The organism is Micromonospora sp. DSM 43699 (genome assembly GCF_055517075.1).
In genome coordinates, this window is record NZ_JBTMMT010000001.1 from 1 (window position 1) to 22,796 (window position 22,796).

Genomic DNA, 22,796 nt, shown 5'->3' on the forward strand with positions numbered 1-22,796 from the left:
CCTTTACCTCTTGATCACCCCGCCCAGCCCCCGCCCAGCCCCCGCCCAGCCCCCGCCCAGCCGGCCGGCCGCTCCGGGCGGGACGGGCTCCGGGGACTTACGGTGACCGCATGTCGGAAGCCGAAGTCAAGACCGAGAGCGTCGGCACCGTCGTGGTGGCGGGGACGGCCAACCTCGCCATCGCGGTGGCCAAGCTGGTCGCCGGGGTGCTCTCCGGCTCGGCCGCGATGCTCTCCGAGGCGGCCCACTCGGTCGCCGACACCACCACCGAGGTGCTGCTCTACCTGGCGCTGCGCCGGGGCGCCCGGCCCGCCGACGTCCGCCACCCCTTCGGGTACGGCAAGGAGAGCTACGTCTGGGCGTTCCTCGCCGCGCTGTTCACCTTCGTCGCCGGGGCCGGCTTCGCCATCACCCACGGCGTGACCACCATCCTGGTCCACGAGCACAGCGGCAACTACCTGATCTCGTACGTCGTGCTGGCTGTCTCCTTCGCCATCGAGTCGGTGTCGCTGGCCCGCGCGGTACGCCAGGTGCGCGGCGAGTCCCGCCGTTGGCGGACCACCCCCCGCCGGTTCCTGCGGCTGACCGCCGACACCACCGTCAAGGCGGTGTTCCTGGAGGACAGCGCCGCCCTGATCGGCCTGCTCATCGCCGGCGTCGGGCTGGGCCTGTCCGAGTGGACCGGCGACGAGCTGTGGGACGGTCTGGCCTCGATCCTGATCGGTCTGCTGCTGCTCGTCGTCGCCGGCATCCTCGCCAAGAGCAACATCTCGCTGCTGGTCGGCCGGGCGGTGCCCGAGCGGCTGCACCAGGAGATCGAGGCGGAACTGGCCGCCCTGCCGACGGTGGACCGGATCGACACCCTGCTGACCATGCAGCTCGGTCCGGAGGACATCCTGGTGGCTGCCAAGGTCGACTTCCGGGACGAGGCGACCGGGGCCGACATCGAGGCTGCCGCCGACGAGGCCGAGCGGCGGCTCACCGGCCGCTATCCGGAGATCGGATACGTCTTCCTGGACCCCACCCGGTCGCTGCCCGGCGTCACCGACCGACGCGCCCGGCGTACCCAGGAAGAGCGCGACTCGACGGCGCAGGCCCGGATCACCCGGGAACGGACCGACCCCGCCGCCGACGCCCGACCTGCCGGGCAGGGGTCCGACCAGGACATGGCCGGGCCGGCCTGAGTGACGGCGGACCCGCACGCGGTCGCCCGGGCGTCCGCCGATAGCGTGCCGGGCATGGTGCGATGGCGGTCGGGAACGGTCACGGCGGTACGACGACGGTGGGCCGGCGCGGTGGAGATCGACGTCACCCTGCCCGACGGGACCGCCATGCGCGCCCTGGCCTACCCGGAGCTGGTCGGTGACCCGGAGCCCGGCGACCGGGTGCTGCTCAACGCCGGGGCGCTGCTGATGGGCCTCGGCACCGGCGGGTACGCCCTGGTGGTGGCCCTGCCCGACCGGCTGCCCGCCGACCCGGCGCAGGCCGGCGACACCCGCGACGCCGGGCACCTGGTCAAGGCCCGGTACACCCCGCTCCAGCCGATCCTGCTGGGGGTCGACGAGGAGGCGTCGCCGCACCACGCGCTGCTCGCCGACGTCGACACCCTGGACGGCCTGCCGGTGGTCACCGCCGACCTGCACTCCGCCCTGCCTGCCGTCCTCGCCGGCATCCACGCCGACGCCCCGCGGGCCCGGGTCGCGTACCTGCTCACCGACGGTGGCGCGCTGCCGGCCTGGTTCTCCCGCACCCTCGACGGGCTGCGGGACACGCTCGTCGGCACGATCAGCGTCGGGCAGGCGTTCGGCGGGGACCTGGAGGCGACCACCCTGCACACCGGTCTGCTGGCCGCCCGGCACGTGCTCCGCGCCGACGTGGCGATCGTCGCGCAGGGCCCCGGCAACCTGGGCACCGGCACCCGGTGGGGATTCTCCGGGGTCGCCGTCGGTGAGGCGGTCAACGCGGTGGCAGTGCTCGGTGGCCGGCCGGTAGGCTCACTACGGATCTCCGACGCCGACGCCCGCCCCCGGCACCGGGGCGTCTCGCACCACAGTCTCACCGCGTACGGCCGGGTGGCGCTGGCCCCGGCGGACCTGGTGGTGCCGGGCGACCTTCCGGTCGCACTGGCGGCCCAGGTGGACGCCGCGTTGGCCCCGCTGGCCGCCCGGCACACCCTGGTCCGGGTCGGCACCGAGGGCCTGGACGCCGCGCTGCGCGGGTGTCCGGTGAAGCTGTCCACGATGGGCCGTGGCCTGGACGCCGACCACGCCTACTTCCTCGCGGCGGCAGCCGCCGGACGGCACGCCGCCGCGCTGGCCGGCTGACCCGACCGGGACGACTCAACCGGCCAGGAAGAGACTCATCCGGCCAGGAAGACCAGTGCGAGCCAGCCGCCCACGATGGCGACCAGCGCCACGGCCAGCACCCAGGTCGGCACGGTGTACTCGCCCCGACGGTTGCGGGCGACCTCGTCCCGGATCTTCGCCCGGCGGCGCTCGATCCAGGTGAGCCGCTCGGCGTCGCCGCGCTCACGGTCGGTGGGTTCGGAGTCGTTCATCGCCCCGCCAGCGTACCGGTGGGGCCGACGGTCGATGTCGGCCGCCGGCCCACCCGGTCACATGCTGGCGATCAACCGCTCCACCCGCTCGTCGTACGCCCGGAACGGGTCCTTGCAGAGCACGGTGCGCTGCGCCTGGTCGTTGAGCTTCAGATGCACCCAGTCGACGGTGAAGTCGCGCCGCTTCTCCTGGGCGTGCCGGATGAACTCACCGCGCAGCCGGGCCCGGGTGGTCTGCGGCGGGGTCTCCTTGGCCTCGAAGATCTCCGGGTCGGTGGCCACCCGGTCGACCTGACCGCGCCGCTCCAGCAGCCCGTACAGGCCCCGACCCCGGCGCAGGTCGTGGTAGGCCAGGTCCATCTGCGCCACCCGGGGGTGCGACAGCGGCAGGTCGTGCTTGCGCTGGTAACGCTCGATCAGCCGGAGCTTGCTCACCCAGTCGATCTCCCGGGCCACCGGGTCCAGGTTGCCGTTCTCCACCGCGTTCAGCACCCGGCCCCACAGCTCCACCACCCGCTTGGCGGTCTGGTCGCCGCCCCGGCGCTCGACGAACTCGGTGGCCCGGGCCAGGTACTCCTGCTGGATCTCCAGCGCGCTGACCTCCTTGCCGGAGGTGAGCCGCACCTTGCGCCGGCCGGTGATGTCGTGCGACACCTCCCGGATCGCCCGGATCGGGTTCTCCAGGGACAGGTCGCGCATCACCACCCCGGCCTCGATCATCCGCAGCACGATGTCGGCCGAGCCGACCTTGAGCAGCGTGGTGACCTCGTTCATGTTGGAGTCGCCGACGATGACGTGCAGTCTGCGGTACCGCTCGGCGTCGGCGTGCGGCTCGTCGCGGGTGTTGATGATCGGTCGGCTGCGGGTGGTCGCCGAGGAGACGCCCTCCCAGATGTGCTCGGCCCGCTGCGACAGGCAGTAGACCGCACCGCGCGGGGTCTGCAACACCTTGCCGGCCCCGCAGATCAGCTGCCGGGTGACCAGGAACGGGATGAGCACGTCGGCGAGCCGACCGAACTCGCCGTGCCGGGACACCAGGTAGTTCTCGTGGCAGCCGTACGAGTTGCCGGCCGAGTCGGTGTTGTTCTTGAACAGGTAGATCTCACCCGCGATGCCCTCGTCGTGCAGCCGCTTCTCCGCATCGACGAGCAGGCCCTCCAGGATGCGCTCACCGGCCCGGTCGTGGGCGACCAGATCGGTGACCGAGTCGCACTCCGGAGTGGCGTACTCCGGGTGCGACCCGACATCCAGGTAGAGCCGTGCCCCGTTGCGCAGGAACACGTTGCTCGACCGACCCCAGGAGACCACCCGGCGGAACAGATACCGGGCGACCTCGTCAGGGGACAGCCGCCGCTGCCCGCGATAGGTACAGGTGACGCCGTACTCGGTCTCGAGGCCGAAGATTCGCCGCTCCATGATGTGACACTAGCCGCCCGGAGGGTCGGTTCGTCACTGTCACAGCACAGGTCGTGTCGTCCGGGCGCTCAGATCCCGTCCGAGTACGACATTCCGTCCGGTCCCAATCCGGCCACGAACGACCGGCAGGACGCGTAGTCCGGCAACAGCCCCGCCGCGCGGGCCTGCGCGAACGTCGGCGCCGCCGCGTCCCGGGCGGACAACTGCGGCGTCTCGGCCGGCCACTCGATGCCCAGTTCCGGGTCGAGCGGGTGCACCCCGTGTTCCCCGGTCGGGTTGTAGGTGGTCGAGCAGAAGTAGGTCAGGGTGGCGTCGTCGGTCAGCGCGCAGAAGCCGTGCCCGAGCCCCTCGGCCAGGTAGACCGCCCGGCGGTCGGTGTCGTCGAGCCGGACACCCTCCCAGTGGCCGAAGGTCGGCGAGCCGATCCGCACATCCACCACCACGTCGAGCACCGCGCCCCGTACGCAGGTGATGTACTTGGCCTGGCCGGGCGGAACGTCGGCGAAGTGGATGCCGCGCACCACCCCCCGGCCGGAGATCGACAGGTTGGCCTGGGCCAGCCGCAGCGGGTGGCCCACCGCCTCGGCGAGGTGGTCGAAGCGGTACCACTCCATGAACAGGCCCCGCGAGTCGCCGTGCTGCTGCGGGGTGACCTCGAAGGCGCCCTCGATGCTCAGCGGACGGATCTTCACCGCTCCCTCTCCGTTCCCGGCTGCGCGCCGCGCAGCACCACCTCGTCGTGCTTGTCGGCCAGCAGTTCGAGCAGGTAGTCACCGTAACCGCTCTTGAGCAGCGGATCGGCCAACGCGCGGAGCTGGTCGTCGTCGATCAGGCCGGCCCGCCAGCAGACCTCCTCGACGCAACCGATCTTCATCCCCTGCCGTTCCTCGATCACCCGGACGAACTCGCCGGCCTGCATCATCGAGGTGAAGGTGCCGGTGTCCAGCCAGGCGGTGCCCCGGTCGAGCACGGTCACCGACAGCTCCCCGGTCACCCGGTACGCCTCGTTGACCGCGGTGATCTCCAGCTCGCCCCGGGCGCTCGGGGTGAGCTTGCCGGCGATCTCGACCACCCGGTTGTCATAGAAGTACAGCCCCGGCACCGCGTAACGCGACTTCGGCCGGGCCGGCTTCTCCTCGATCGACAGCACCCGCCCGTCGGCGTCGAAGTCGACCACCCCGTACGCCTGCGGGTTGGCCACCGGGTACGCGAAGACCCGCCCGCCGACCAGGTCGCCGTTGTCGGCCAACTGCCGGCCCAGGCCGGCGCCGTGGAAGATGTTGTCACCCAGCACCAGCGCCACCGAGTCGTCGCCGACGAAGTCCGCGCCGAGGACGAACGCCTGCGCGATGCCCTCCGGGCGGGCCTGGGCGACGTACTCCAGTCGCAACCCCCACTGGCTACCGTCGCCGAGCAGTCGCTGGAACTGGTCCTGGTCCTCCGGTGTGGTGATCACCAGGATCTCCCGGATTCCGGACATCACCAGCGTCGACAGCGGGTAGTAGACCATCGGCTTGTCGAAGATCGGCATCAGCTGCTTGGACACCGCACGGGTGAGCGGCCACAGCCGCGACCCGGTGCCACCAGCGAGAAGGATTCCACGCACCGGGGGAGCCTACCCGGACCGACGCGAACCGGACACCGGGGTCGTGCTCCCCGGGCGGGCGGGCCGATGCGCGTACACTTCCGTCCCCGTGAGGATTCTCGTCACCGGCGGAGCCGGATTCATCGGGTCGGAGTACGTACGGATGCTGCTGGGTGCGCCCGGTGGCGACGCCGCCGGGGTGCCCGCCGTCGAACCCACCGCGGTGACCGTGCTGGACAAGCTGACCTACTCCGGCAACCTCGACAACCTGATCCCGGTGCGCGACGATCCCCGGCTGCGGTTCGTCCGGGGTGACATCTGCGACCCGGCGACGGTCGACGAGGTGGTGGCCGGGCACGACGTGATCGTGCACTTCGCCGCCGAGTCGCACGTCGACCGCTCGATCACCGGTGCCGCCCCGTTCGTCACCACCAACGTGCTCGGCACCCAGACCCTGCTGGACGCCGCGCTGCGCCACCGCACCGGCCGGTTCGTGCACGTCTCCACCGACGAGGTGTACGGCTCGATCGACGAGGGCTCCTGGACGGAGAGCTGGCCGCTCGCGCCGAACTCGCCGTACTCCGCCGCCAAGGCCGGGTCCGACCTGCTGGCGCTGGCCTACCACCGGACCCACGGGATGGACGTGGTGGTCACCCGCTGCTCCAACAACTACGGCCCGTACCAGTATCCCGAGAAGGTCGTCCCGCTGTTCGTCACCAACCTGCTCGACGGCGGGACCGTGCCGCTCTACGGCGACGGCGGCAACGTCCGGGACTGGCTGCACGTGCACGACCACTGCCGGGGCATCGCGATGGTGGCGCACGCCGGCCGCGCCGGCGAGGTCTACCACATCGGCGGCGGCACCGAGCTGAGCAACAAGGAGCTGACCGGGCGGCTGCTGGAGGCCTGCGACGCCGGCTGGGACCGGGTCGTCCCGGTCACCGACCGCAAGGGCCACGACCGCCGCTACTCGCTGGACATCAGCAAGATCAACACCGAGCTGGGGTACGCCCCGAGCATCGACCTCGACCGGGGCCTGGCCCAGACGGTCGCCTGGTACCGGGACAACCGGGCCTGGTGGGAGCCGCTGAAGACGGCACCTGCCGCATGACCCGGGTCCTCGTCACCGGTGCGGGCGGCATGCTCGGCCGGGACCTGCTCGCCGTGCTGGCCGCCCGGGACGACCTCGAGGTGACCGCCGTCACCCGCCCCGAGCTGGACATCACCGACGCCGGAGCGGTCCGGGCCGCCGTCGCCGGTCACCACGTGGTGCTCAACGCCGCCGCGTGGACCGACGTCGACGGGGCCGAACGGGACGAGGCGGCGGCCACCGCGGTCAACGGCGACGCGGTCGCCCACCTCGCCCGCGCCTGCGCCGAGCACGGCGCGCGGCTGGTGCACGTGTCCACCGACTACGTCTTCGCCGGCGACGCCGACACCCCGTACGCCGAGGACGCCCCCACCGCCCCGGTCAACGCGTACGGCCGCAGCAAGCTCGCCGGGGAACGGGCCGTGGTCCGATTCCTCCCCGAAACCGGCTACCTGGTACGGACCGCCTGGCTCTACGGGGCGCACGGGCGAAACTTCGTCACCACGATGATCGGTCTGGCCGCCAACCGCGAGCACCTCGACGTGGTCGACGACCAGCAGGGCCAGCCCACCTGGTCGTACGCGCTGGCCACCCAACTGGTGGCGCTCGCCGACGCGGCCCTGGCCGGACGGGCCCCGGCCGGGATCTACCACGGCACCTGCACCGGCCGGACCACCTGGTACGGCCTGGCCCGCGCCGCCTTCACCCTCGCCGGGCTCGACCCGGACCGGGTCCGGCCCACCACCAGTGACCGGTTTCCGCGTCCCGCCGCGCGACCGGCGTACAGTGTGCTAGGGCACGACCGCTGGGCCGAGGCCGGCCTGTCCCCCCTGCCGGAATGGCGCGACGCGCTGTCCGCCGCCTTCGACTCCCCCACTGCACCCGCCCCGTGGAAGGTCGCATGAAGCTCACCCTCGTCACCGGTCTGACCGGCCTGATCCTGCTCGCCACCATCGTCGAGCTGCTGCGCCGCCGGCAGCTCCGCGAGAAGTACGGCATGCTCTGGCTCGGCGTCCTGGTCATCGTGATCCCGTTGTCGCTGTTCCCCCGGCTGCTGGACAACGTGGCCGGCTTTCTCGGGGTGGTCTCCGGCGTCAGCCTGGTGCTCTTCCTCGGCATCGTCTTCCTGTTGCTGGTCTGCGTACACCTGAGCTGGGAGGTCAGCGCGCTGGAGGAGGAGACCCGCACCCTGGCCGAGGACTTCGCCCTGCTCCGCGCCCAGATCGAGGCGGAGCGCGCCGCCCGCCTCGCCGAAACCGCCCGGACCGGCGCAGCCGCCCGAGACGAACTGGTGTCCCACGATGGTTAACGGCAAGCGCGTCCTGATCATCATCCCGGCGCTCAACGAGTCCGGGTCGATCGCCGACGTGGTCGGCGAGGTCCGTGGCGAACTGCCCGGCGTCGACGTGCTGGTGGTCGACGACGGCTCCACCGACCGCACCGCCGCGGTGGCCGCCGCCGCCGGTGCCCTGGTGGCCAAGCTGCCGTACAACCTCGGGGTGGGTGGGGCGATGCGGCTGGGCTACCGCTACGCCCGGGACAACGACTACGACGTCGCCATCCAGATCGACGCCGACGGCCAGCACGACCCGCGCTACGTGCCGAAGCTGGTCGACCTGCTCGACGACAACGACCTGGTCATCGGCGCCCGGTTCGCCGGCGAGGGCGACTACTCGGTGCGCGGTCCCCGGCGCTGGGCGATGGTGATGCTGTCCGGGGTGCTCTCCCGGGTCGCCAAGACCCGGCTGACCGACACCACCTCCGGTTTCCGGGCCGCCAACCGACGGGTCATCGAGATGTTCGCCGGCTGGTACCCGGCCGAGTACCTCGGCGACACGGTGGAGACCCTGGTGCACACCGCCCGACGCGGCTACCGGATCCGTCAGGTGCCGGTCGCCATGCGCAAGCGGATGGCCGGCACCCCCAGCCACTCCCCCGCCAAGGCGATGATCTACCTGGGCCGGGCCTTCGCGGTGCTCACCCTGGCGCTCATCCGCCGGTGATGCGGCGACTGCTCCACCTCGTCCCGCCCGGCACCCTCGCCGTCGGAGGCGGCCTGGCCCTGCTCGGGCTCGCCTCCTACGTGCACCTCGCGGTCGCCGGGCACGCCCTCGACCTCGCCGACTACTCCTCGCTGTCGGTGCTCTGGTCGATCGTGTTCACCCTCGGCATCGGCGTCTTCATCCCGGTCGAGCAGGAGGTGGCCCGGGTCGTCGCCGCCCGCCGCAGCCAGGGGCTGCCCCCCGGCCCGGTGCTGGCCCGGGGGGCGATCGTCGCCACCGTCGTGCTGGGGCTGCTGGTCGTGGCCACCATCGCCGGCCACCGGGCGCTGACCGACCGGCTCTTCGCCGGCGACGGGACCATGGTCGCCGTGCTGATCGGTGCGCTGGTGGCGATGGCCGTCGCCTACACCACCCGGGGCGTGCTGTCCGGTCTGCAACTCTTCCCCTGGTACGGCACCCAGCTCGGGGTCGACGGCGGGCTGCGCATCGCGCTGGTCGCCGGGCTCGGCCTCGGTGGCGTCACCGACCCGGTCTGGTACGGCGCGGTGCTTGTCGTCGCCCCGCTGCTGTCGGTGCTGGTGACCCTCCCACCGGTGCTGCGCGTCGTCGGCGGCGGCGTCCCCGTCGCCTGGGGAACCCTGCTGCGCGGCCTCGGCCTGCTCACCGTCTCCAGCCTGCTCTCCCAGGTCGTGGTCAACGTCGGTGTGATCAACGCGCGGCTGCTCGACCCGGCCGACGTGGCCACCGCCGGCGCGCTGCTCTCCGCCCTGGTGCTGGTCCGCATCCCGCTGTTCGTCTTCGGCTCGATGCAGGCGTCCCTGCTGCCCGGCCTGGCCACCACCGCCACCACCGGCGACGTCACCGGCTTCCACGGTCTGCTGCGCCGGGCGCTCGGCGTGGTCACCGCCCTCGGCGTCACCGGGGCACTCGGCGCGGTGGTGCTCGGCCCCTGGCTGGTCCACCGGCTCTTCGACGCCCCAGGCGTGCTCGGCCACGGCGACTTCGCCTGGCTGGCCGTCGGCACCCTCGCCTACCTGTGGGCCATGGTCCTCGGCCAGGCCCTGCTCGCCCTGGACCGGCACCGCGCCCAGGCGATCTCCTGGACGATCGGGGTGACCGCCCTGCTCGCCGTCACCGCCGTCCCGGCCCCGATCGCGCTCCGCGTCGAACTGGCCTATGCGGTCGGCTCCGTCGTGGTGGCCGCCACCATGGCCGTCCTGCTGCTGCGCCGGGGCACCCGCCCGGCCACCCCCACCCCCGTCCGGCCACTCGACGACGTGGTGGCCACCGGCGTCTCCGGAGGTCTCTAGATGCCCCGCCCACAGGTGTCCGCGGTGATGCTCGCCTACGGCGCCGAGCCCTACCTGGTCGACGCCGCCCGCGCCGTGCTGGCCAGCACCGACGTCGAGATCGAGCTGATCGTGGTCGACAACGGCTGCACCGGTGACGGCATCGACGTGGTCAAGGGCTTCGCCGGGGTACGGGTGGTCCGGCCGGAGGAGAACACCGGTTACTCCGGCGGCTGCCGGGTCGGTGCCGCCGAGGCCACCGGGGAGTGGCTGGCCTTCGTCAACTCCGACGCCGTCGTCGCCCCCGACGCGCTGGCCCGGACGGTGGCGGTGGCCGGCGAGCCCGGTGTCGGCGCGGCCATGGCCTCGATCCGGCTCGCCGAGAACCCCGACCTGATCAACACCTCCGGCAACCCGCTGCACTACATCGGGCTGTCCTGGGCCGGCGGCAACGGCGAACCCGCCAGCGCGCACGCCCGGCGGACCACCGTGCCGTCGATCAGCGGCTGCTGCTTCGTGATCAACCGGGCGCTGTGGAGGGAGCTGGACGGCTTCGCCGCCGAGTACTTCGCCTACCACGAGGACACCGAGATCAGCCTGCGGCTGTGGCAGCGCGGGCTGCGCCAGGAGTACGTCCCGGACGCCGTGGTGGTGCACCACTACGAGTTCTCCCGCAACAAGCTCAAGCACTACCTGCTGGAACGCAACAGGCTGATCTCGCTGCTCACCGCGTACGAGACGCGGACCCTGGTGGTGCTGGCCCCGATGCTGCTGCTCACCGAGGCGGCCCTGCTGGTGGCCGCGCTGCTCGGCGGCTGGGGGCGGGAGAAGGCACGCGGCTGGGGTTGGCTCTGGACCAACCGGGCCTGGGTGCGCACCCGGCGGCGGCAGCTCCAGCAGGAGCGGATGGTCCCCGACGGGGTCATCGCCGAGCTGATGACCGCGAAGGTCGACCCGTCGAACGTCGAGTCGCCGCCCGGCATGGGCATCTTCAACGTCATCGCCGCCGCCTACTGGGCCATGGCCAAGCCGTTGCTGCGCAAGTCCTGACCCGTCCCACACGCCCCGCCGCTGTGCCGCACGGCACAGCGGCGGGGCGTCGGCACGGAATCCACGCGTAGGGGCCGGGGTTCACCACCCTGGCCCCTACGCGTGTCGCCGTTACGCTTCCGGCTTCTCCTGGGGTTGGCCCTCCAGGTCCGCCGAGCCGGCCGAGGTGGTGGGCTTGTGCGCCTCCTCGGTGGGCACCGAGGGGGTCTTGGCCCGGCCGTCGGCCGGCGCGGCGTCAGCGGCCGCGTCGCCCTCCAGCAGCGCGGTCAGCGCCGCCCCGGTGATCCGCCGGAAGGTACGCCCGACCCGACCGCGATCCAGGACGGCCACCTCGAGCTGGTTGGGGGCGATCGTCCGGGCCGCGCCGCCCTCGCCGCCGACGCTGCTCAGCGCCTTCATGGCCACCTTGACCGCCTCGGCGAGCGACAGGTCGGCCCGGTGCTCGGACTTGAGCACCCCGGTGATCGCCTCGGCCTGGCCGCCCATCGCCATCCGGCCCGGCTCGTCGTTGACCGACCCGTCGTAGGTGAGCCGGTACAGCTCGTCCTCGTCGGCCGTGGCACCGACCTGCGCCACGCAGATCTCCACCTCGAACGGCTTGGACTGCTCGGTGAAGATGGCGCCCAGGGTCTGCGCGAACGCGTTGGCCAGGGCCCGGCCGGTCACGTCGCGCCGGTCGTAGCTCAGGCCGTTCAGGTCGGCCATCCGTACCCCGGCGCGGCGCAGGTTCTCGAACTCGTTGTACCGGCCGACGGCGGCGAAGCCGATCCGGTCGTAGATCTCACTGACCTTGTGCAGGGCGCTGGAGAGGTTCTCCGCGACGAAGAGCACCCCGCCGGTGTAACTCAGGACCACCGCGCTGCGCCCCCGGGCGATGCCCTTGCGGGCCAGCTCGGAGCGGTCGCGCATGATCTGCTCGGGCGAGGCGTAGAACTGCATGGCCACGGCGGCGGTTCTCCTTCTGGCGCTGTCTCGACGACTGAGGCTGGTGGGGTGGGGACGGGTCAGCCGCCCGGGTTCTCCATCCGCCCGGCGACGACGCTCTCGGCGATGGTGGCCGTCTCGGCCTCGGTGAGCCGGCGGGTGCCCTCGGCGGTCGCCGTCATCACCACCGGATAGATCCGCCGGGTCAGGTCCGGCCCACCGGTGGCCGTGTCGTCGTCGGCGGCGTCGTAGAGCGCCTCGACGGCGAGCCGGGTCGCGTCGTCGACGGACACACCGGCGCGGTACCGCTTCTTCAGTGCCGACTTGGCGAAGAGCGAACCGGAGCCGATCGCGTCGTAGCCGGTCTCCTCGTAGGGGCCACCGGTGACGTCGAAGCTGAAGATCCGCCCGGCCCGGGCCGGATCCCGGGCGGCCAGGTCGAACCCGGCGAAGAGCGGGACGACCGCGAGCCCCTGCATGGCCGCGCCGAGGTTGCCGCGGATCATCGAGGCGAGCCGGTTGGCCTTGCCGTCGAGGGAGAGCATCGCGCCCTCGATCTTCTCGTAGTGCTCCAGCTCCACCTGGAACAGCCGCATCAGCTCGATGCCGATGCCCGCCGTGCCGGCGATGCCGACGAGCGAGTACGCGTCGGCGGGGTGCACCTTTTCGATGTCCCGCTGCGCGATCAGGTTGCCCATGGTGGCCCGACGGTCGCCGGCCAGCACCACGCCACCGACGGCCGAGATCGCCACGATGGTGGTCGCGTGCGGCGCCAGGTCGGCGGCCATGCCCGGCGGCAGCGGCCGTCGGCCGGGCAGCATCTCGGGGGCCACCCGGCTCAGGAACGAGGTGAAGGAGGACGTCCCCGCGTTGGTGAACACATCTGGTAGACGCCCGGATGGATCAAAGCCCGCTGCCACGTGGTTCCTCTCAGATACGTGATCGCCCTGGCCAGCCTCGTGGGACTGTCACGGAACTGGCCAAGACCACCGTTGCAGTTGAAGCAGAGTATCCCGCGCACCCATCCGGTGCGGTGATCGTGGTCCACATGTTGAGGATCTTCCGCGCCGCAGACGGCGCAGACACCGCCCTGCTCGGCGAGCAGCTCCTGGAACTCCTGCTCGCCGATCCCGTAGCGGCGGCGCAGGTGGTACTCGCGACTGCCACCGTAGAGCCGCTGCACGGTCTCCTTGCCGCGTGAGTTGTGGCAGGGCTTGCAGTAGCTGTGGCGTCCGCTCGCGTTGGTGGTGCGGGGAAAGGCGTCCATGGGCTTGATCTGCTCGCAGTCAGGGCACCACTTCAGACCGTCCGCGAGCGGCACGTCCGCCTTCCGCTGCGGAGCGATCCCGCGCCTGCGGCGGCTCGTCTCGGAGCGGGCCGCCGCGCAGGTCTTACAGTAGAACGACAAGCCGTCCACGCGTCGCCGGTTCCGGTGGAAGGCCGACGTCGGCAACGAGCGACCGCACTGGGGGCACACCTTGTCCGTCGCCTCCGGCAAACCGGACATTTGCCTCATTCACCCCCTTTCTGGACATACCCCCTCACGAACTCCTCGGCGTTCTCCTCCAGGACGGAGTCGATCTCGTCGAGCAGGTCGTCGACGTCCTCGGTGATCTCGGCGTGCCGCTCGGCGACCTCCGGGTTGGCCTCGGTGGTGACGTCGTCGATCTCCTCGGCCTGGTGCGACTTGCCCGACTGGGTCTGGCCGCCCTCTTGTGAAGCCATCTCGCTGCCTCCTCCACGATCGTCTGCGATGAACTTACCTCGCGGAGACGACGAAAAGCCCGCCGCGCGCCGGCATCCGACGCACGACGGGCCGCCGTCACCGGTCGGGTCAGCCGCCGGTCAACGTCTCCAGCAGGTCCTTGGCGGTGTCGCACCTGTCGAACAGCGCGCCGACGTGCTTGCGGGTGCCCCGCTCCGGCTCCATCATCGGCACCCGGACCAGCGACTCCCGGCCCACATCGAAGATCACCGAATCCCAGCTCGCCGCGACCACCTCGGGGGCGTACTGGGCGAGGCAGCGACCCCGGAAGTAGGCCCGGGTGTCCTCGGGCGGCTCGGTCATCGCCCGGCGGGTCTGCTCGTCGTCCAGCAGCGTCTTCATCGACCCCCGGGTCACCAGCCGGTGGTAGAGGCCCTTCTCCGGCCGTACGTCGGAATACTGCAGGTCGACCAGCTGGAGCTTGGGCGAGCCCCAGCCCAGCTTCTCCCGCTCCCGGTAACCCTCCAGCAGCCGCAACTTGGCCACCCAGTCCAGTTCGTCGGCGCAGAGGAACACGTCACGGCCGAGCCGGTCCAGCACCCGCTCCCAGCGCTCCAGCACGTCCAGGGTCTGCGCGTCGGTGTCCGCGCCGTACCGCTCGTCCACGAAGGACCGCACCCGCTCGTAGTAGGCCCACTGGAGGTCCAGGGCGGTCAGTCGACGGCCGTCGCGCAGCCGCATCCGGTGGGTCAGCGACGGGTCGTGGCTGACCGCGCGCAGCTCCGCGACCGGATCGGCGATGCCCAGGTCGGCACCGAGCGCCTTCTCCTCGATCATGGTGAGGATCAACGCGGTGGTGCCCACCTTGAGATAGGTGGAGATCTCCGACAGGTTGGCGTCGCCGATGATGACGTGCAACCGACGGTACTTGTCGGCGTCGGCGTGCGGCTCGTCGCGGGTGTTGATGATCGGCCGCTTGAGGGTGGTCTCCAGGCCGACCTCGACCTCGAAGAAGTCCGCCCGCTGGGAGATCTGGAACCCGCTCTGCCCGCCGTCCTGGCCGATCCCGACCCGGCCGGCACCGCAGACGATCTGGCGGGTGACGAAGAACGGCGTCAGGTACGCCACGATGTCGGCGAACGGGGTCTGCCGGCGCATCAGGTAGTTCTCGTGCGCGCCGTAGCTGGCACCCTTGTTGTCGGTGTTGTTCTTGTAGAGGTGGATCGGCTGGGTGCCGGGAATGGTGGCCGCCCGGCGGGCCGCCTCGGCCATCACCCGCTCCCCCGCCTTGTCCCACCGCACCACGTCGAGCGGGTTGGTCACCTCGGGGGTGGAGTACTCAGGGTGTGCGTGGTCGACGTAGAGCCGGGCACCGTTGGTGAGTATCACGTTCGCCAGGCCGAGGTCCTCGTCGGCGAGCGCCTCCGCCGGGTCGTAGGCGGCCCCGGAGTAGGTGAAGCCGCGGGCGTCGCGCAGCGGCGACTCCTCCTCGTAGTCCCAGCGGGCCCGGCCGCCACGGTTGAGTTCCGGGCGTGCGCCGTACGCGTTGACCACCTGGGACGAGGTGACCATCGGGTTGGCTCCGGCCTGGCCGGGCACGGAGATCCCGTACTCGACCTCGGTGCCCATGATTCTTCTGACGCTCATCGACCTACCCGCTCCGCTCGCCTGACCCGGTCCGCCGTCACGTCGAGCGTAGTCCGCCTCACCGGGGAAGGGGGCATGCCGCTTCGGCCGGGTCGGGTGTCGCGGTCTCGAGGGTCGGCGGGGGCGGTTCGTCGGAGGGGGCCACGTCGCACTCCGGCACGGTCAGCGGCACCCAGCTGAGCCGGTGCCGCAGGGCGGGTTCGTCGCGCAGCATCCGGTGGACCCGACGCTCCCCCTTGGGGTCGGAGGTGACGAACCGGATCGGACCGGCCACCCGCCGGACGATGATGTCGGTGCGGTCCGGTTCGAGGAACGGCAGGCTGTAGATGCCCGGGTCGGTGGCCGCGGTGGTGCCGTGCAGCGCCGACAGGCACAGCGAGATCAGGTACGACCGCATCGGGCCACGGTCGATGACCAGGGTGGTGGTGCCCGGCACCTCGGGGTAGCGCTGCTGGGCGTCGGCACACACCCAGGCCACTCTGGACGGCAGGGTGAGGTCCTGGTGGACCCAGTGCTGCGCCCAGGTCTTCTCGTCGACAAGCAGCAGGCTACGGTGCCACCCGGTGACCCCGCAGAGCGCCACCGCGACCGTCATGGTGAGCGCGGCGGCGAGCACCCCCGCCGTCGTACTGCCGACCCCCCGCCAGCTCAGCGCGGGCCGGGGCACCGGCAGCAGCCGGACCACCGCGGCGGCGCCGACGACGAGCAGCGCGGTGGCCAGGTGGGTGGCCTTGACGAAGTAGTAGCCCGGCGGCACCCCGGAGTTGGTGTTGAGCTGGGCGATGGTCAGCGGCAGGGCCGCGCCGACGACGCAGACCAGCAGCCAGCGTCGCCAGGCCGGATCGGCGCGGGCGACCTGGACGAGCAGGGCCACCCCGACGATGCCGCCGAGCCAGATCAGCGCCCGCCACCCCTCGACGGCCTGGGACGAGCCGATGACCAACGCCTCGGTCTGCCCGGCCCGCAGCACGCCGAGCAGCGGGGCGATCAGGGCGAGGGCGGCGCCGGCCAGGCCGACGGTGAGCACGGTGAACCACCGGCGCAGCGCCTCCCGCCAGTGGGTGAGCACCCAGCACAGCACCAGCACGGCGGCGGCCGGCAGGAACAGGTAGTAGGTGAACCCGACGGCGGCGAGCAGGGCGCACAGCAGCACGACCTGCTCCCGGGTGCCGGGGACCGGGCGGGCGACCAGCGCGGCGATCAGCACGGTCAGCGTCAGCCCGAGCACCTCGGTGGGGTAGCCGGCGTTGAGCAGGCGGGGCAGCTGGGTGCCGAGCACCACCGCGCCGACGACCACGGTGAGCACCGTGCGGTGCAGCAGGTGGATCGGGCCGGACAGCCGCTGGGCGGCCCAGATCAGCACCAGGGTGAGCAGCCCGAAGCCGGCGATGGTCCAGCCGAAGTAGTGGGCGACGAGGTCGTCGACGCGCGGCGCGGTGGGGGTCAGGAAGCCGTCGAGCAGGGCGGTGATCAGGTGCCAGCCCTGCGGGTAGTAGACGAGTTGGGCGGTGATCTGCTCCCGGGCGGCGGCCGGGTCGACGAAGGTGTAGCCGTCGAGGCGTCCCATGACGTCGAACAGCGCCATGTGCCGCCAGTTGTCCTCGCCCATGCCGAGGACGGTGAGCCGGTCGGCGAGGTCGTCGGCGCGCTGCCAGGGCTGCCTCAGGTAGGCCACCATGGCGGTGGCCCCGGCCAGCGGGAACAGGTCGGCCCAGCCAGGTCTGGGCAACCGGGGCAGGCGGCGCAGCGCGGCGGCGGCGAGGACGAGCACGGTGAGGGCGACCCCGGTGACGGGCACCGGACGCATCCCCCAGGGCCAGATCGGGAAGATCAGACCGCCGACGGCGGCCAGGCCGAGCAGCAGGCCGAGAGCGAGCATCAGCCGGTCGAGCAGGGTGCGGCCACCGCGCAGCACGCTGGCCGTGGCGATCAGCACGATCGGGGGGAGCAGCCACTCCCGGTGCAGGGCGTGCCCGGCGAGGGGTACGACCCACGCGGCGACGAGGGCGGCCAGCAGGAGGGGAATCCACCGCCAGCGGCGGGCCGGCCGGCGCGTCGGGACGGTGGGGGGCGTCTGGTCCACCGCCGGGGACAGTGGCGGATCAACGACGGAGAGCTCGGGCGGCACGCGGTTCCTCGGAGTCGACTACGCGGTGGGGGAAGTCTAACGACGAGTCCGGCATTCCACCTGCCGGACGCGGGGGCGGTCCGGTTAACAGTGGGTGATGCAGACGACAGGGCCCGCGACGCGTCGCGTCGCGGGCCCGTCCGATCTCCCGGTCAGAGGTACTGGCCGGTGTTGCTCGCGGTTTCGATGGAGCGGCCGGTCTCGGTGCCCTTGCCGCCGGAGACGAGCGTGCGGATGTAGACGATCCGCTCGCCCTTCTTGCCGGAGATCCGGGCCCAGTCGTCCGGGTTGGTGGTGTTGGGCAGGTCCTCGTTCTCCCGGAACTCGTCGACGCAGGCGTCGAGCAGGTGCTGCAACCGCAGCCCCTTGCGCCCGGAGGTGAGGAACTCCTTGATCGCCATCTTCTTGCCCCGGTCGACGATGTTCTGGATCATCGCGCCGGAGTTGAAGTCCTTGAAGTAGAGGACTTCCTTGTCACCGTTGGCGTAGGTCACCTCGAGGAAACGGTTCTCCTCGGTCTCCGAGTACATCCGCAGGACCACCGCGTCGATCATGGCTGCCACGGTGGCCTTCGGCTCGCCGCCGTGCTCGGCGAGGTCGTCGGGGTGCAGCGGCAGCCCGGCGAGGATGTACTTGGAGAAGATGTCCTTGGCCGCCTCGGCGTCCGGACGCTCAATCTTGATCTTCACGTCGAGCCGGCCGGGGCGCAGGATGGCCGGATCGATCATGTCCTCCCGGTTGGAGGCGCCGATCACGATGACGTTCTCCAGGCCCTCGACACCGTCGATCTCGCTGAGCAGCTGCGGGACGATGGTGTTCTCCACGTCGGAGGAGACGCCGGAGCCACGGGTCCGGAAGATCGAGTCCATCTCGTCGAAGAACACGATGACCGGAGTGCCCTCCCCGGCCTTCTCCCGGGCCCGCTGGAAGATCAGCCGGATGTGCCGCTCGGTCTCGCCGACGTACTTGTTGAGCAGCTCCGGGCCCTTGATGTTGAGGAAGAAGCTGGTGTGCCGGTCCTTGCCCAACCGCTCGGCGATCTTCTTGGCCAACGAGTTGGCCACCGCCTTGGCGATGAGCGTCTTGCCACAGCCCGGCGGACCGTAGAGCAGAATGCCCTTCGGCGGCCGGAGCTGGTGCTCCCGGAACAGGTCGGCGTGCAGGAAGGGCAGCTCCACCGCATCGCGGATCTGCTCGATCTGCGACTGGAGGCCGCCGATGTCGGTGTAGTCGACGTCGGGCACCTCCTCCAGCACCAACTCCTCGACCTCGCTCTTCGGGATCCGCTCGTACGCGTACGCCGAGCGGGGCTCGATCATGAGCGAGTCGCCGGCCCTGATCGCCGTGCCGATCAGGGTGTCGGCCAGGTGGACGATGCGCTCCTCGTCGGAGTGCGAGACCACCAGCGCCCGGTCGCCCGGGCTGCCCTCGGGACCCGCGAGGATCTCCTTGAGCATCACCACCTCGCCGACCCGCTCGTAGCCGAACGCGTCGACGATGTTGAGCGCGTCGTTGAGCAGGACCTCCTGGCCACGCCGCAACTCCTCGGCGTCCAGTGAGGGTGAGACGGCGACCCGGAGCTTGCGTCCGCCGGTGAAGATGTCCACCGTGCCGTCGTCGTGCCGCGCGAGGAAGACGCCGTAGCCGGACGGCGGCTGTGCCAGCCGGTCGATCTCCTCCTTGAGCGTCACGATCTGCGCGCGAGCCTCCTTGAGGGTGCTCACGAGCCGGTCGTTGTTCTCGGTGAGCCGCGCCAACTGTGCCTGGGTGGCCGCCAGCCGCTCTTCGAGCTGCCGGACGTGTCGGGGGCTTTCGGTCAACTTGCGCCGCACCAGGGCGAGTTCCTCCTGAAGGAACGCGACCTGCGTGGAGAGATCGTGGGCCTCCTTCTCCCACCGTGCGGCGCGCGAGTCCGCGTCGTCACTGCGTGCCACGTCCCACCTCCCCGGGGGGCTTGAACGTTCTGCCCTAACACTAGCCGCTATGAGGCCGATTCGGTCCCACGCAACGCCCTCGTCACCGAACCTTGATCGCCAAGGGACGCCTGCGGGGCGGGTCCGGCCGTTCGGGTACCGTCGAGGGGTGGGACGGGAGAACATGGGGGGTGCCGGGTGACCGACGTCGCGACCGACCAGTTGCAGGTCTGGGTGGACCAGGATCTCTGCACCGGCGACGGGCTCTGTGTGCAGTACGCGCCGGAGGTCTTCGAGTTCGACGTCGACGGCCTGGCGTACGTCAAGGGCACCGACGGTGAGCTGCGGCTCGCCCCCGGTAGCCGGGTCGACGTGCCGGAACACCTGCGGCTGGAAGTCATCGACTCCGCGAAGGAGTGCCCGGGCGAGTGCATCCACGTGGTGCGCGGCAGCGACGGCGTCGAGGTGGCCGGCCCCGAGGCCGAGGACGACTGACCGTCGGCGGCTGACCGCTCCGGCGCCGGTCCGCCCGGCCCGGTGACGTCCCGACATCCACCGTCGGAAAGACGACTCTGTGGTGAGCCGACGGGCCGAAAGTGATGACCGTCACTCCCGACCCGTCGGCCCGACTACAGCAGTGGCCGACCGACGACCGAGGCGACCATCCGGGCGAACTCCTCCAACCGGGCGATCTGGCCGGCCCCGCCGTCGTCGAGGGTCTTGCCGAAGCGCAGCGCGTCGTGTCGGGGCGCACCGACCATCTCGTCACCGGGCGGAGCCTCGTCCAGCGAGGTGAGCAGCAGGTAGACGTCGATGCTGTCGACCCGTACCTCGCCGTTTTCTGCCCGGGTCAGCCGGCGCCGGCAACCGACCTCGGTGACCGTGGAGACCGGCACCACCCGCAGCGACGACGTCATCGACCCGGGCGGCCCCTCCCCCGGCGGCACGTCCTCGCCGTGCCAGAGCACCAGCCGGCTGCCGTCACAGACGACGACCTCCTGCCACACCCCGTTGACCTCGTTGACGAAGCGTTCCAGGGTGAACCCGAGCACCGAGGCCCCGCGCAGCACCCCGCCGAGCGCCTCCAGGGCGATGTCCGGGTCGCGCAGATAGGCGCGCGCCGCCGACTCCAGATCCTGGTACGGCGACCAGTCCGGGAACACGGCCGGCAGTTCGCCGCCGAAACCCGGCTGACTCATGCCCTCTCCCCCAGGTCACACCGACGGCCCGCACCGGCCGTCGGGATCCGCCCGTTCACGCCCAGCCGCTCCGATCCGCCGTCACGACCGGTCCGCCTCGTCGGCTCCGACGGCCGACGTGACGGCGGCCAGCGCCGCCGCCTCCCGGGCCGCCGCCGCCTCGCGCAGCGCCTGCTTGCGTTCCGCGTACGCCTCGGCACCCTTGCTGGGTTTGCGGCGGCGTGGCGGCGCGGTGACGCCCGGAGCGAGCTTACGCGCGGAGACCAGGAACGCGGTGTGCGCGATCATCCGGTGGTCGGGGCGCACGGCGAGCCCCTCGGCGTGCCAGTCGCGTACCAGCGACTCCCAGGCCCGCGGCTCGGTCCAGCCGCCCCGCTCGCGCAGCGCCTCGACCAGCTCGGACAGCTGCGGGGTGGTCGCCACGTAGCCGACGAAAACGCCACCGGGCAGCAACGCCCGCTCGACCATGTCGAGGGTCTCCCACGGGGTGAGCATGTCCAGGATGATCCGGTCGAACCCGGTCTCCGGGCAGTCGGCGACGTCGCCCACGTGCAGTCGCCAGGCGGGATGCGGCGCACCGAAGAACGCCTCCACGTTGCGCCGGGCGATCTGGGCGAAGTCGTCGCGCACCTCGTAGGAGTGCAGCTCGCCGCCGGTGCCGACGGCGCGCAGCAGCGAACAGCTCAGCGCCCCGGAGCCGGCGCCGGCCTCCAGCACCTTGGCGCCGGGGAAGACGTCGCCCATGGCGACGATCTGCGCCGAGTCCTTCGGGTAGATCACCTGGGCGCCGCGCGGCATGGACAGCACGTAGTCCGACAGCAGCGGACGCAGCGCCAGGAAGGCCGTCCCGCCGCCGGCGGTGCTGACCACGCTGCCGTCGGGCTGCCCGATCAGCGCGTCGTGCGCCAGGATGCCACGGTGGGTGTGGAACTCCTTGCCGGGTTCCAGGGTGACGGTGTGCATCCTCCCCTTGGGGTCGGTCAGCTGCACCCGGTCGCCGGGGCGGAACGGCCCCCGGTGCACCGGGGGCAGCTCGGCGGTGGCAGTGGACGCCGGTGTGCCGTCGCGGGCCGGGAGGGTGGGGGGATGTGCTGCGGTCACCTGTTCATCTTCCGTGTGGGTTCGAGGACCTGGGCGAGATCCGCGATGTGCAGAACGCCGACCACATCTTCGCCTGACGTCACCACGTACCGCGCGCCCGGGTGTGCCTGGACGGCCGCCATCACCCGCTCGCCGTCGAGACCGAGCGGCAGGGTCGGCAGGGCGGCCAGCGGTCTGGCCACCGTGTCCACCGCCAGCCAGGGCCGCCGGCCCGGCGGCACGGCGTCCGCCGCCGCCGGGTCGACCAGGGCGACCGGTCGGCCGGCGCCGTCGACCACGGCGACGGCGGACCCGGGTGGGCCCTGTTCGGCGTGCCGGCGCTGCGCCTCGGCAAGCGGCGTCCCGGTGGGTACGGCGAAGACCGGCCGGGCCAGCCGGGCCAGGTCGATAAGCGGCACCCGGCGGCTGATCCGGGCGTACCGGATCGACTGGCCGGCGCCCCGCCAGAGGGTGATCGCGACCAGCAGCATCAGCGGCAACGCCAGCGGCACCAGGACCCGCTGCACGGTGAGCAGCACGACCAGCCCGGCGGTGCCCACCGCGACGGCCCGCCCGACCCAGCCGGCGGCCTCGGTGGCCCGGTGCCGGTCCCGGGTGATCCGCCACAGCAGGGCCCGCAGCGCCCGGCCACCGTCCAGGGGCAGGCCGGGCAGCAGGTTGAACACGGCCACGATGACGTTGCTCAGCGCCAGTTGCAGCGCGAGCTGGTGGGTCAGGGTGTGATCGGGGGCGGCCAGGGTGGCGGCCACGGCGAGCCCGCCGAGCACCGCCGAGACGGCCGGCCCGGCCAGCGCGACGAGCAGCTCCACCCGGGGGTTCGGGGCGTCCCGGTCCATCTCGGTGTAGCCGCCGAGCAGCTCCAGGGTGATCCCGCGCACACCGATGCCGTACCGCCTGGCGGTCAGCGCGTGCCCCAACTCGTGCAGCAGGACCGAGCCGAGCAGCGACACCACGAAGCCGAGGCCGATCAGGTAGCCGCCGAGCGGGGACAACCCGAGCCGGTCCCGGGCGAACTCGGCGTAGGTGACCGTCACCAGCAGGGTCAGCAGCAGCATCGACACGTTGAGGTGCAGCGGCACCCCGAACACCCGGCCGACGGTCAGGCCGGTACGCCGGCGCGGCGTGCGGGAACGGGACTCCACCGCCACGATGCTACGCGCCACGCGATCATGCTCCGGTGCGGCGAGGG

The 22,796-nt window shown here is 71.8% G+C and carries 23 protein-coding genes; 9 read left to right on the forward strand and 14 right to left on the reverse strand.

From position 1 onward, the window contains the following. The first annotated feature begins 110 nt into the window (after nt 1-110). Nucleotides 111-1,184, forward strand: coding sequence for a cation diffusion facilitator family transporter (locus AC0AIB_RS00005; RefSeq protein WP_328346559.1), 1,074 nt, complete (start codon nt 111-113; stop codon nt 1,182-1,184). Nucleotides 1,185-1,238: 54 nt separating this feature from the next. After that, nucleotides 1,239-2,324, forward strand: coding sequence for a DUF3866 family protein (locus AC0AIB_RS00010; protein WP_465095763.1), 1,086 nt, complete (start codon nt 1,239-1,241; stop codon nt 2,322-2,324). 35 nt (nt 2,325-2,359) lie between these two features. Here AC0AIB_RS00010 and AC0AIB_RS00015 read toward each other — a convergent pair whose 3' ends face one another. The 4 genes from AC0AIB_RS00015 to rfbA all read right to left on the reverse strand — a co-directional run bounded on the left by AC0AIB_RS00015 (nt 2,360) and on the right by rfbA (nt 5,579). Next, nucleotides 2,360-2,557, reverse strand: coding sequence for a hypothetical protein (locus AC0AIB_RS00015; RefSeq protein ID WP_328346556.1), 198 nt, complete (start codon nt 2,555-2,557; stop codon nt 2,360-2,362). A 57-nt stretch (nt 2,558-2,614) separates the two neighbouring features. Continuing rightward, nucleotides 2,615-3,973 carry a Pup--protein ligase gene (gene pafA, locus AC0AIB_RS00020; protein ID WP_328346555.1) on the reverse strand — a complete coding sequence of 453 codons (1,359 nt, stop codon included), beginning with the start codon at nt 3,971-3,973 and terminating at the stop codon, nt 2,615-2,617. 68 nt (nt 3,974-4,041) lie between these two features. Further along, the gene (locus tag AC0AIB_RS00025; RefSeq protein ID WP_328346554.1) at nt 4,042-4,665 is read right to left on the reverse strand and encodes a dTDP-4-dehydrorhamnose 3,5-epimerase family protein; all 624 of its coding nucleotides are present in this window, start codon (nt 4,663-4,665) and stop codon (nt 4,042-4,044) included. Further along, a complete protein-coding gene (rfbA, locus tag AC0AIB_RS00030; RefSeq protein ID WP_328346552.1) occupies nt 4,662-5,579 on the reverse strand; it encodes a glucose-1-phosphate thymidylyltransferase RfbA in 918 nt (305 codons plus the stop codon). Before rfbA ends, AC0AIB_RS00025 begins: the two co-directional genes overlap by 4 nt. Before the next feature lie 88 nt (nt 5,580-5,667). Here rfbA and rfbB point away from each other — a divergent pair, with 88 nt between their 5' ends. Genes rfbB through AC0AIB_RS00060 form a run of 6 tightly spaced genes read left to right on the forward strand, consistent with a single transcriptional unit; the run spans nt 5,668 to nt 10,990 of the window. After that, entirely contained in the window at nt 5,668-6,669 is a 1,002-nt protein-coding gene (gene rfbB / locus AC0AIB_RS00035; protein WP_328346549.1) for a dTDP-glucose 4,6-dehydratase, read from the forward strand. Beyond that, nucleotides 6,666-7,553 (forward strand): dTDP-4-dehydrorhamnose reductase, encoded by an 888-nt coding sequence (gene rfbD / locus AC0AIB_RS00040; protein WP_328346547.1) that lies wholly within the window; start codon nt 6,666-6,668, stop codon nt 7,551-7,553. The genes rfbB and rfbD overlap by 4 nt, the downstream gene beginning before the upstream one ends. After that, complete coding sequence (locus tag AC0AIB_RS00045) at nt 7,550-7,957, forward strand: DUF2304 domain-containing protein (RefSeq protein WP_328346546.1); 408 nt, start codon at nt 7,550-7,552, stop codon at nt 7,955-7,957. The genes rfbD and AC0AIB_RS00045 overlap by 4 nt, the downstream gene beginning before the upstream one ends. Further along, nucleotides 7,950-8,651: a glycosyltransferase family 2 protein gene (locus AC0AIB_RS00050; RefSeq protein ID WP_328346545.1), complete on the forward strand. Its 702-nt coding sequence runs from the start codon at nt 7,950-7,952 to the stop codon at nt 8,649-8,651. The genes AC0AIB_RS00045 and AC0AIB_RS00050 overlap by 8 nt, the downstream gene beginning before the upstream one ends. Then, nucleotides 8,651-9,961: a lipopolysaccharide biosynthesis protein gene (locus tag AC0AIB_RS00055; RefSeq protein WP_328346544.1), complete on the forward strand. Its 1,311-nt coding sequence runs from the start codon at nt 8,651-8,653 to the stop codon at nt 9,959-9,961. The genes AC0AIB_RS00050 and AC0AIB_RS00055 overlap by 1 nt, the downstream gene beginning before the upstream one ends. Beyond that, nucleotides 9,962-10,990 (forward strand): glycosyltransferase family 2 protein, encoded by a 1,029-nt coding sequence (locus AC0AIB_RS00060; protein WP_328346543.1) that lies wholly within the window; start codon nt 9,962-9,964, stop codon nt 10,988-10,990. It abuts the gene before it with no gap. A 111-nt stretch (nt 10,991-11,101) separates the two neighbouring features. Here AC0AIB_RS00060 and prcA read toward each other — a convergent pair whose 3' ends face one another. The 7 genes from prcA to arc all read right to left on the reverse strand — a co-directional run bounded on the left by prcA (nt 11,102) and on the right by arc (nt 19,328). Next, nucleotides 11,102-11,935, reverse strand: a complete 834-nt coding sequence (prcA, locus tag AC0AIB_RS00065; RefSeq protein WP_328346542.1) for a proteasome subunit alpha — start codon at nt 11,933-11,935, stop codon at nt 11,102-11,104. A gap of 59 nt (nt 11,936-11,994) precedes the next feature. Continuing rightward, complete coding sequence (gene prcB, locus AC0AIB_RS00070) at nt 11,995-12,834, reverse strand: proteasome subunit beta (RefSeq protein WP_328346541.1); 840 nt, start codon at nt 12,832-12,834, stop codon at nt 11,995-11,997. After that, a complete protein-coding gene (locus tag AC0AIB_RS00075; protein ID WP_465095764.1) occupies nt 12,753-13,421 on the reverse strand; it encodes an endonuclease VII domain-containing protein in 669 nt (222 codons plus the stop codon). Before AC0AIB_RS00075 ends, prcB begins: the two co-directional genes overlap by 82 nt. A 5-nt stretch (nt 13,422-13,426) precedes the next feature. Next, nucleotides 13,427-13,639: a ubiquitin-like protein Pup gene (locus tag AC0AIB_RS00080; RefSeq protein ID WP_328346538.1), complete on the reverse strand. Its 213-nt coding sequence runs from the start codon at nt 13,637-13,639 to the stop codon at nt 13,427-13,429. 109 nt (nt 13,640-13,748) lie between these two features. Beyond that, nucleotides 13,749-15,266: a depupylase/deamidase Dop gene (gene dop / locus AC0AIB_RS00085; protein ID WP_465095765.1), complete on the reverse strand. Its 1,518-nt coding sequence runs from the start codon at nt 15,264-15,266 to the stop codon at nt 13,749-13,751. A 58-nt stretch (nt 15,267-15,324) separates the two neighbouring features. After that, nucleotides 15,325-17,349: a hypothetical protein gene (locus tag AC0AIB_RS00090; protein WP_465095766.1), complete on the reverse strand. Its 2,025-nt coding sequence runs from the start codon at nt 17,347-17,349 to the stop codon at nt 15,325-15,327. 197 nt (nt 17,350-17,546) lie between these two features. After that, nucleotides 17,547-19,328, reverse strand: a complete 1,782-nt coding sequence (gene arc, locus AC0AIB_RS00095; protein WP_328346534.1) for a proteasome ATPase — start codon at nt 19,326-19,328, stop codon at nt 17,547-17,549. Nucleotides 19,329-19,505: 177 nt separating this feature from the next. Between arc and AC0AIB_RS00100 the strand changes: the two genes are divergently transcribed. Then, the gene (locus AC0AIB_RS00100; protein WP_328346532.1) at nt 19,506-19,802 is read left to right on the forward strand and encodes a ferredoxin; all 297 of its coding nucleotides are present in this window, start codon (nt 19,506-19,508) and stop codon (nt 19,800-19,802) included. A 134-nt stretch (nt 19,803-19,936) separates the two neighbouring features. Here the strand turns inward: AC0AIB_RS00100 and AC0AIB_RS00105 are convergent, their stop codons facing one another. The 3 genes from AC0AIB_RS00105 to AC0AIB_RS00115 form a co-directional block, all read right to left on the reverse strand. After that, a complete protein-coding gene (locus AC0AIB_RS00105; protein ID WP_328346530.1) occupies nt 19,937-20,506 on the reverse strand; it encodes a hypothetical protein in 570 nt (189 codons plus the stop codon). Nucleotides 20,507-20,587: 81 nt separating this feature from the next. Then, nucleotides 20,588-21,538 (reverse strand): tRNA (adenine-N1)-methyltransferase, encoded by a 951-nt coding sequence (locus AC0AIB_RS00110; protein ID WP_328348778.1) that lies wholly within the window; start codon nt 21,536-21,538, stop codon nt 20,588-20,590. 65 nt (nt 21,539-21,603) lie between these two features. Continuing rightward, nucleotides 21,604-22,695: a site-2 protease family protein gene (locus tag AC0AIB_RS00115; protein ID WP_442930808.1), complete on the reverse strand. Its 1,092-nt coding sequence runs from the start codon at nt 22,693-22,695 to the stop codon at nt 21,604-21,606. Nucleotides 22,696-22,796: the final 101 nt, after the last annotated feature.